The 8,097-nt window shown below is 57.7% G+C and carries 12 protein-coding genes; all 12 read right to left on the bottom strand.

The window, feature by feature from the left end; all coding sequences use genetic code 11:
- Positions 1–304, bottom strand: a 304-nt coding sequence (locus PUT78_RS22425) for a PAAR domain-containing protein (RefSeq protein ID WP_274354468.1), incomplete at its 3' end; no start/stop codon positions are given.
- Between the two features lie 22 nt (positions 305–326).
- Entirely contained in the window at positions 327–644 is a 318-nt protein-coding gene (locus tag PUT78_RS22420; RefSeq protein ID WP_274354467.1) for a PAAR-like domain-containing protein, read from the bottom strand.
- Positions 641–955, bottom strand: coding sequence for a DUF2169 domain-containing protein (locus PUT78_RS22415; RefSeq protein ID WP_420793553.1), 315 nt, complete (start codon positions 953–955; stop codon positions 641–643). Before PUT78_RS22415 ends, PUT78_RS22420 begins: the two co-directional genes overlap by 4 nt.
- Before the next feature lie 29 nt (positions 956–984).
- A complete protein-coding gene (locus PUT78_RS22410) occupies positions 985–1,518 on the bottom strand; it encodes a hypothetical protein (protein ID WP_274354466.1) in 534 nt (177 codons plus the stop codon).
- 247 nt (positions 1,519–1,765) lie between these two features.
- Positions 1,766–2,260, bottom strand: coding sequence for a hypothetical protein (locus PUT78_RS22405; protein WP_274354465.1), 495 nt, complete (start codon positions 2,258–2,260; stop codon positions 1,766–1,768).
- Positions 2,257–3,318: a type VI secretion system Vgr family protein gene (locus PUT78_RS22400; RefSeq protein ID WP_274354464.1), complete on the bottom strand. Its 1,062-nt coding sequence runs from the start codon at positions 3,316–3,318 to the stop codon at positions 2,257–2,259. The genes PUT78_RS22405 and PUT78_RS22400 overlap by 4 nt, the downstream gene beginning before the upstream one ends.
- Positions 3,319–3,500: 182 nt before the next feature.
- Positions 3,501–3,668, bottom strand: coding sequence for a hypothetical protein (locus PUT78_RS22395; protein ID WP_274354463.1), 168 nt, complete (start codon positions 3,666–3,668; stop codon positions 3,501–3,503).
- Positions 3,669–3,679: 11 nt separating this feature from the next.
- On the bottom strand, positions 3,680–4,453 hold the full coding sequence (locus PUT78_RS22390; protein WP_274354462.1) for a hypothetical protein: 774 nt from the start codon (positions 4,451–4,453) through the stop codon (positions 3,680–3,682).
- 84 nt (positions 4,454–4,537) lie between these two features.
- On the bottom strand, positions 4,538–5,452 hold the full coding sequence (locus tag PUT78_RS22385; RefSeq protein ID WP_274354461.1) for a bacteriophage T4 gp5 trimerisation domain-containing protein: 915 nt from the start codon (positions 5,450–5,452) through the stop codon (positions 4,538–4,540).
- Positions 5,449–6,327 (bottom strand): hypothetical protein, encoded by an 879-nt coding sequence (locus PUT78_RS22380; protein WP_274354460.1) that lies wholly within the window; start codon positions 6,325–6,327, stop codon positions 5,449–5,451. The genes PUT78_RS22385 and PUT78_RS22380 overlap by 4 nt, the downstream gene beginning before the upstream one ends.
- A complete protein-coding gene (locus tag PUT78_RS22375; RefSeq protein ID WP_274354459.1) occupies positions 6,315–6,977 on the bottom strand; it encodes a hypothetical protein in 663 nt (220 codons plus the stop codon). The genes PUT78_RS22380 and PUT78_RS22375 overlap by 13 nt, the downstream gene beginning before the upstream one ends.
- Positions 6,977–8,097 (bottom strand): type VI secretion system tip protein TssI/VgrG (gene tssI, locus PUT78_RS22370; RefSeq protein ID WP_274354458.1); only part of this gene is annotated, 1,121 nt, incomplete at its 5' end. The genes PUT78_RS22375 and tssI, both read right to left, overlap by 1 nt.

Here is an 8,097-nt window from a genome sequence, read left to right as displayed (position 1 = left end):
TGTTGTCATTGGCGGCAGGCGGCAGGTTTGAAGGCACGCCGGTGTTGGGATTGACCGGCGGGACGCGCGGCGGTGACTGCTGAGGAACCGTCTGTGTATGAAGCGCCTGCGCGTACTGAGCGCCCATAATGAGCGGCTCTGGCGAAGCATCCGACATCACCAGCGACCCCGGCAGCGGGTCGTCATCCTCGGGCGGGGCGTAGGTCGCGGTGTCGCGCACGAAGATGGCCTCGCCGACTGTGTTGCGGTTGTTCATCCAGAACCGGTCGAGATGGCGGATGACGGGGCTGCCCTCGGCGCGCACCTGCGCGGCATGGCCGATGGGTTCACAGATGCCCCCCCACTGTGCCCGACACCACGCCCTTGCCGATGCCGGGTTCATCGCCATGCACATGCGTGGTGTGCGAGCGCAGCACCATCGCCTTCTGGCCCGTAAACCGCACCGAGGGGGTGTAATCCTCATCATGGCCGAAGGTGTCATAGATCATGAAGGGCACCGGGGCTTTGGGTGCGCGGCAGATATCGGGGGCGAGGCAGATGATGCGGGCCTCGTCAGTGTCGCGCAGGGCTTCACGGGGCTGGCTGGTCGTCCAGGGCGCGGGATAGCCCGGCTCTCCGATATAGTCGTCCGGTGGCAGGCTCATGCGGCGCCCTCCGTCGCCCGGGTGTCATAGCGCCAGCCGATACGCAGCTTTGCCCCACCTGCGTCCGGTAAGGGAAAGCGGGTGCGCCAGGTCAGGGTGATGCGGTGATCCGTGCGCCAGTCGAAATGCACACCGTCAAGGTCAAGCCGCCGCCAGTGCCCACCATTGAGTTGCACAGCCAGCGCAATACCAGGCAGCCAGCCGACAGCGTCGGGGAACGTGGGGGACAGCGCGGTCAGACGATACCCCTCATCCCCCGCAAGAAACGGGATGGCGATCTGGTCAGGTGGGGCGCATTGCCAGAACCGCAAATCAAAATCGCGGAGGCAAGTGCCTTTGCTTATGGACCCGCGTCGGCAGGTTGATTGGGCAAACGGCGCAGTGCAGCAGCGGGCACACCGGCACCGGAACTGATCGGCGGGAGTTCAGCGAGATAGGGGTGAACGTTGGGTATCAGGCGATAGGGTCGGTCGAACGGGTCACGGGAGTTTCCGAAAGCATGATAGAGCGAGTGATTATCTGAGACCGCAAATTGACCGAACAGATTTCCGATACCCAGACCGATGCCGCCGCCACTGAGGTTGGCCACCCGCTGACGTTCCATGTAAATCCGGTCGGAACTGAGGAATCGAAAATTATTGTGCATTGTCAGCCAATAGAGCTGAGCACCTGAGATCACGATATCTGCATTGAAACCTTCGACCATACCCCACGCTTGTGATACATCCAGAAGTGAAAACGGTGTCCGTGCAGTTACCAAAGTAGGTACGGTGTTCGTCATCATTTCGTTGTACAGATCATAAGCAGATTCACCCGCCGCATTCAGTCCGAAGTAGTCATTGACAGCATTACCGTAATTACCGGTTTGTTCCAAAGCGTTTAGCGCCTCTTGCTCTCGCGGATTGCGTCCGACCCGTTTCGCACCTACGCTCGCATTTATGCCTGCTCCGCGCAAGTAAACCGTTGCAATAACAAGGTTTTCCAATCCCAAAAAATAAAACTATGGTAGCCGACAATCAACGAAAGCCCCGAAACATAGGACACATACCAATGCCGCGACGGCTGATCGAACCGCCCAAGGAACAGATTGGGCTCCATTGGATCCTTGCCATACGGGAATGTCATTGCCCGACCTCTGGCTTGGGTGTCATCAAGCACTGTGCCACGCCGTCAATCACGATGGCAAAGTCCAAGCATTGACCGCCAAGTTCTTCCGCGCATGTTCTGGCGAGCCTTTGATACTGGCGCGTTCCGCAGCGGCCTTCGCAAATTCCCGACCATATTTTTTCAAATGGTGCTGATGTCATTGATAATGAAATGCCTGTGAGCGGGTGCTCGGATGACTCGAAGACAGCGGTGAGCGTCCGTAGATTCCCTTGCGTTCCAAATATCTGTGGTTCCAACCGCATGTCCATCGCGGCATCGGCGCGTTCGAGATAAGCCAAATAGTCATCTGCGTATATATCAGGTGGGCAGGTGAGTCCCAATAACCCCCTGGGTCCCGAATGTGCTATGTAGGATGCCCCGTCCTGCGCCATAAACGGTGGAGCGACGTAAAGATATCCGCCGATCAGCAATAAAATAAATCCTGCGAATATGGTGGTGAGCTTACTCAATTGAGGTCTATCCTTTTCGCTTTCACATCAAATTTATTGTCTGCGCTGACTTCCATTCGGTCCCCCGCATTAATTTCGATCAGCTCCGACATGTCGACGTAGAGATTTCGCCCCTGCAGGTAAATGTCACCATTGGATCCGAGAGTAATCGCGGAATCTCCGCAGGTGAGCGAGATTGAGCCGCTAGACGAAATCGAGGCATCAACATTGCCACTAAGAGCGAGTATCTGGCTGGCATCAACAGTAATAGTGCTTCCGGCGGACATGTTTATGGTTCGCCCGGCAAGGATGTTCTTGGATACCCCCACCGTTTCATTGGACATGCCCAGGACAGAGACATTCATGACCTTTTCGACCAATACATTGAAGACACCACTTGTCGCATCGCGCAGGCCGGGTATCGGTAGCTTGGCGGCAATCTCTGAAATCCCGCCGGTTAACTCTTTGAGAGCGCGTGACACAGATACGCCCACACGCGATCCCCCTACGTGAATCGATTTTTGTCCGGATATGACCTCGTCGTGGTTTCCGTCAACGTCGATCACCTTGTTGCGGCCAATGGACTGAACCCAGTTATTATCGATGCGTTCGGTGTGATTGTTGCGCACCTTCTCGTTCCGGTCCCGCTGCGCATGAACAAAAATCTCCTCGCGCCCCTTCTCATCCTCAAACCGCAGCTCGTTGAAGCCTGTACCCTGATGGGTGTCCGTCTTGAAGGTGCTGCGCGTCTTGTTCGCGGGCAGATCATAAGGCACCTTGTTGCGCCCGTTATAGACGCACCCCGTGACCAGTGGCTGGTCGGGGTCACCGTCGAGGAACTCGACCACCACCTCCATGCCCACGCGCGGGATCACCATGCCGCCCCAGCCATTCCCGGCCCAGGATTGCGATACACGGCAGCGCATGGAATTGGCCTTGTCGAGATCCCAGTGGAACCGCACCAGGATCCGGCCGTATTCGTCGCAGTCGATCTCTTCGCCCTCGGCCCCTGCCACGACCGCCGTTTGCTGCCCTCGGACATCCGCCAGCGGCGTCTTGCGCTCGAGTAGGCTTAGCATGCGCATAATGCTCCCGTCAGTTTCCGCGATGGTCCAATGCGACGCTGAATTGGCCCGCCGCTACTCCTCTGTGTTGGAAGCATCGGCAATCGCGGCTTTCGGAGGATCAGCGCCATTCCGTCGGTTGATAATTTTAACCTTCTGGCACTTCAGGTAACAAGTAATGCACACCGAGCGCTAGATCACCGCTCATCCATGCTCCGGAGTAAGAAGAACCCAAGGATCATCATCGCCGCCCCCACCAGCGCGCCGATCCAAATTCCCGACACAAGCCCGCCCAGCAGCATCATGAGGCCGAGGACAGTTATTATCTGACCGCTCAAATCCATTAGTGAGCGCAGGATGAACATAATGAACCTCATCAGCGCCGCCCGCCTGAGCTGCCGAAATCCAGCACCGCTTGGATAAATTCGCGGTAAAGCTCGAAATCGCTGCCCAACGCATCCATGAACGACGCGTTTTCAGTCAGGGCCTGCGCGGCTCGGAACACGGCGACATAGGCTTCCGTGTCGATCTGGTGATCCGTATCACCCGTGATCCATGCAATGAAGATTTCGATGATCCCGAAATTGGTCGGGTTCTTGACCGACGAATGGACAGCCGATCCCCAGAACAGGATGATCATGTTCGTCCACGCAGCGCCGCGCGTCTCAAGTCGCCCGCCTCCGGCGCGGCGCACTCGGGTCTCCATCCAGCGACGAAAAAACTCTCCCGATGCATATCGACCCGCCATCTGCGCCGCCAAGGCCCCGCTGGGCAAGATGCTGTCGATCGCCCTGTCAAAGGCTTCCCGATCCGCCTGACCGAGTTGCTCGCGGGCAAGGTTCTGCGCGGTTTCATTCGTTAGCAGACGCCATAGCAATCCGCGGAAAACAAGGTAATAGATCACCCTGACACCGGCTCCTAGCACTTTCAGAATGCGGTCGCGGTGATAGAACGCGTTCTGCTGCGCACGCGGGCCGTAAATGCCCGCGTGCGCCACGACCCAATGAATCCCAACGGTATAGTCATACGGCCAAGAATACGCGCCACGACCTAGCCCCGCAACGATCTCTCGGGCCTGATCCAGGGCTGAGTGTGAGTTCTTATTCGCGGCCTGCAGAAGGAAGGTCTCACTGGTATCGGGGATTTCCACGGCGTATGTCTCATCATCCGAAGGCGGGCCGCCAATGATGATCTCGCCGTTATACGCTATTCCGTCCTGTGGCATCGTGGTCCTTCAATTGAGGCCGATCTTGTCGGCGATAACGGTATAGGTTCCTTTGGCGACGGTTTTCATGGACTTTGTGAATATCAATATCTTGTCGTTGAAGGATGTATGAAGAGTTGTGCCTGAGAAATCGACACGTCCATCGGGATGCATCACCAACCGCGCGCGGCCGCAGACCAGTTCGAGTTTCTGTTCGGCCTCTATAATATGTTTTTCGCCTGCGCTTTCGACGTGATTACCCTTTACAGAAACGTCCAAATGCGCGCCAACATCGACGCTCATGCTTTTCGCGACATATTGGGTCCATATTCCTCCGGTCCAATTGGAGACATTCTGTTCGGTCTGCTGGGAATAGCTGCCTTGTATCCGCACCGACATGTTCCCAGCGCCCACAGGGGCCCGCTCCTTTTCACCATATTCGACGGCGACCCGTGGAATGCCCTGCCAATCGGTCAGCGATGCAGAGCCTACAATATCGCCGATATACTGTGCACCGACGCTCAGAGTGACATTTCCGCCGACGACCTCATCGCGGTTGTTGGTGATTTCGGCGGCGGAGTTGTGGCCGACGGACTTGATCCAGTTATTATCGATGCGCTCGGTATGGTTGTGGAGTATCTTTTCATTCCGATCCTTCTGCGCATGGACGTATATCTCCTCACGCCCTGCCTCATCTTCGAACCGCAATTCGTTGAAACCTGCGCCTTTGTGCGTATCCGTCCGGAAGGTGCTGCGGGTCTTGTGCTTGCGCAGTTCATACGGGACTTTGCTGCGCCCGTTATACACACAGCCCGTCACCAAGGGTTGATCCGGGTCACCGTCAAGGAATTCGACCACCACCTCCATGCCGCCCCAGAATCGGGCGTTGATCTTAACTGGCGACAGCGATTTCTTCCATTGGCAAGCGTGACGCTTGGGCGTCACCGGTGTACAGGTTCTTCTCGTGTCCCGATTGCCGACCAGTTGTCGTCAAGCGCCCGACGCGAGGCAGGACCCACAGCATCACGACAGGTATGGACAGAGTTCCAAGCACTGACGTTTGTGCGACCAATGCGGCCTATCTGTTGCGGGCTGCCATCGCCTGCGTGATCCATTGAGGCAAGGACCTCCACGGGTCCAGCCCAGCGATCCTCGGGAGTCAGGTCAACCTGCAAGGCGCATGACGCCATGCGGATCAGTGCATTGCCCCAGAGCTGCCCGCTGGCGGTGCCCACGCGCACGTGGCTGACCAGAAACAATGGCGCACCGCCGGAATCCAACAGGAACGCTTCGGCATTTGGAAACCCATCGCCGCGCATGTTGGCGGTCACATGCGCCTTGCGGGCAGCCCGGTCGATCGAGAGTGAAAGGCTGATCGTCACATCGAGATCCGGGACCAGAACTTTCTCGGTCTCTCGGTTGAGCCAGTCTCCCAGGCGGTTCTCGACAAACCCACCGATGAGGGCTTTGGGAACGGCCGCGTGGTTCTTGCCACGATAGGCGTAGGTAAAGGACGCGTCCTGTGCCCCATCCTGCCGGTAGGGCGTGATCGAAGGGCCTCCGGTGAACCGTCCCGTCGGCTGTTCGTCCGGATGCGAGTAATCGGTTTGCATTCCGGCGGGGTGGTACGACGGGTCGGATTCTGGTGGGTTTGCGCTGACTGACGCACCTGTCAGGTTGATGTCAATTTGGCTCCTGATCCGGGATGTGACACCTAGGTTGGTCGAGAACCCGCGATTGTCGCCGCTGAAACCGAATCCGGTGACACCGAAAGACTCGCGCGGATGAAATGATCGGGTGTGGAGGGTCATGGTTCCCATGGTGTCTTTCCGCGGATCCCAGGACTGCTCTTGGTTAAATACTCCGCCCTTGCCTTGAGGCCGTCCTCAGTCGGCACGCAGACGCGCACGCCATATCCATCCTGACAAACAAGGTCTTCGTCTGTGTAGGCTCCAGGGCGTGGGATCCAGGCCCGCGCGGAATCGAGCTGCGCGATTTCATGCGCTCTGATCAGTCCAAAGTCAAAATAGCTGCTGTCCTGGCCATCAGCGTCATAACTGATTCCGCCGATGGTCAGCACCCGTTCCGGCACGTCAACCTCGGCTACGCCATCCCGAGGTACGGACCGGAATCGGTAGGTATAGGACCCGTCATCCGGAATTTCGAAATATACCATGTTCACCGCGCCGTTAACTGTGCCGTACCACTGCCGCGCGGCGCGGGGTGCACCAACGATTTCGGTCGGGGTTTCCGGCACGGGGTACCGTGCCTCGAACTCATCCACGGGAACCTTGCGCGTCAGGATACTGACCACGCCGCCCCGCTCGACCACTTCCGCCGTCACATAGATGACGACACCAAGCCTCTCCATCTGCATTGTGCTCCCTAAACCCAAACCCCGATAAGCCATCAGCAAGAAACCAAGCGCGACAAGCAAGCCCAAAACCGAAATCGCCCGATAACTACGCATCAGTTCAACTCGATCCTGCCTGCCTGGACTTTCACCAGCGCCTCTTCTTCAACCAGCAACTTCAACCCTTTGATCGAAATCGTTCCATCCGGATCCATTACGATTTCGCTGGCACCGCATCTCAAGTGCAGCTTCTCATGTGCTTCGATCATCTTGACCTTGGCGGTTGTGTCGGTGCTCGAGCCTCCCGAAGACACCCGCGTGTCCGCCCCGACCGTGCGGATATAGCTCTTGCCGATATCGTTAACGAAACTGTTGGTCACATCGATGATGCAGGACTGATCCGCTGCCATCGTGATGCTGCCCGAGGCATTGACGACGAACTGACCACCACCTGAAGAGAGTGCGGCCAGATCGTCAACGAAGTAGCCTGCTGCAGAAACGCCGAAGACACTGGTCGCGAGTCTGCCTGTCACGACTCTTCCGGCAGCACCAGCGCCGACGTTAAACGTCATATTGTGCCCGACATTCTCGGATACAGATAGCAGTGTTTCGTTGATACGCGCCCCACCGACGCTCACGATCTTGTTTCGATCAACGCGCTCTGTCGCGTGGTTCTCGACCTTGATCGCAAGATCGCGCTGAGCATGCATGTAGATCTTTTCAAGCCCGGCCTGGTCCTCAAAGGACAATTCATTAAAGCCTGTACCCTTGTGGCTGTCGCTGCGGAAGACTGATTTCGTCTTGTGTGCGGGCAGTTCATAGGGCGCTTTCTGACGCCCGTTATACACACAGCCCGTGACCAGTGGCTGGTCGGGGTCACCGTCAAGGAATTCGACCACCACCTCCATGCCAACACGCGGGATCACCATGCCGCCCCAGCCATTCCCGGCCCAGGATTGCGATACACGGCAGCGCATGGAATTGGCCTTGTTGAGATCCCAGTGGAACCGCACCAGGATCCGGCCGTATTCGTCGCAGTCGATCTCCTCGCCCTCGGCGCCCACCACCATCGCCGTTTGCGGGCCGCGCACATCGGCGAGGGGGGTCTTTCTCTCAGGCAGCATCGGCGCTGTGCCGGGCATCAGCACATAGCGCCCGCGATAGGCCAGATCATCGCCCCTGGTCCCGCCTGTGCCGTAATTATCCGAGGTATAGGAATGACTTGCCACAAGGCACA

The sequence above is a fragment of the Roseinatronobacter alkalisoli genome, assembly GCF_028745735.1.
Taxonomy (GTDB): Bacteria; Pseudomonadota; Alphaproteobacteria; order Rhodobacterales; family Rhodobacteraceae; genus Roseinatronobacter; species Roseinatronobacter alkalisoli.
This window is presented reverse-complemented; position numbering and strand designations above follow the sequence as displayed.

What these genes read in the sequence shown, in the direction of transcription:
- PUT78_RS22400 (WP_274354464.1), bottom strand. Translation starts at nt 3,318, where the DNA reads ATGCTAAGCCTACTCGAGCGCAAGACGCCGCTGGCGGATGTCCGAGGG.
- PUT78_RS22420 (WP_274354467.1), bottom strand. Translation starts at nt 644, where the DNA reads ATGAGCCTGCCACCGGACGACTATATCGGAGAGCCGGGCTATCCCGCG.
- PUT78_RS22375 (WP_274354459.1), bottom strand. Translation starts at nt 6,977, where the DNA reads ATGCGTAGTTATCGGGCGATTTCGGTTTTGGGCTTGCTTGTCGCGCTT.
- PUT78_RS22395 (WP_274354463.1), bottom strand. Translation starts at nt 3,668, where the DNA reads ATGTTCATCCTGCGCTCACTAATGGATTTGAGCGGTCAGATAATAACT.
- PUT78_RS22380 (WP_274354460.1), bottom strand. Translation starts at nt 6,327, where the DNA reads ATGGGAACCATGACCCTCCACACCCGATCATTTCATCCGCGCGAGTCT.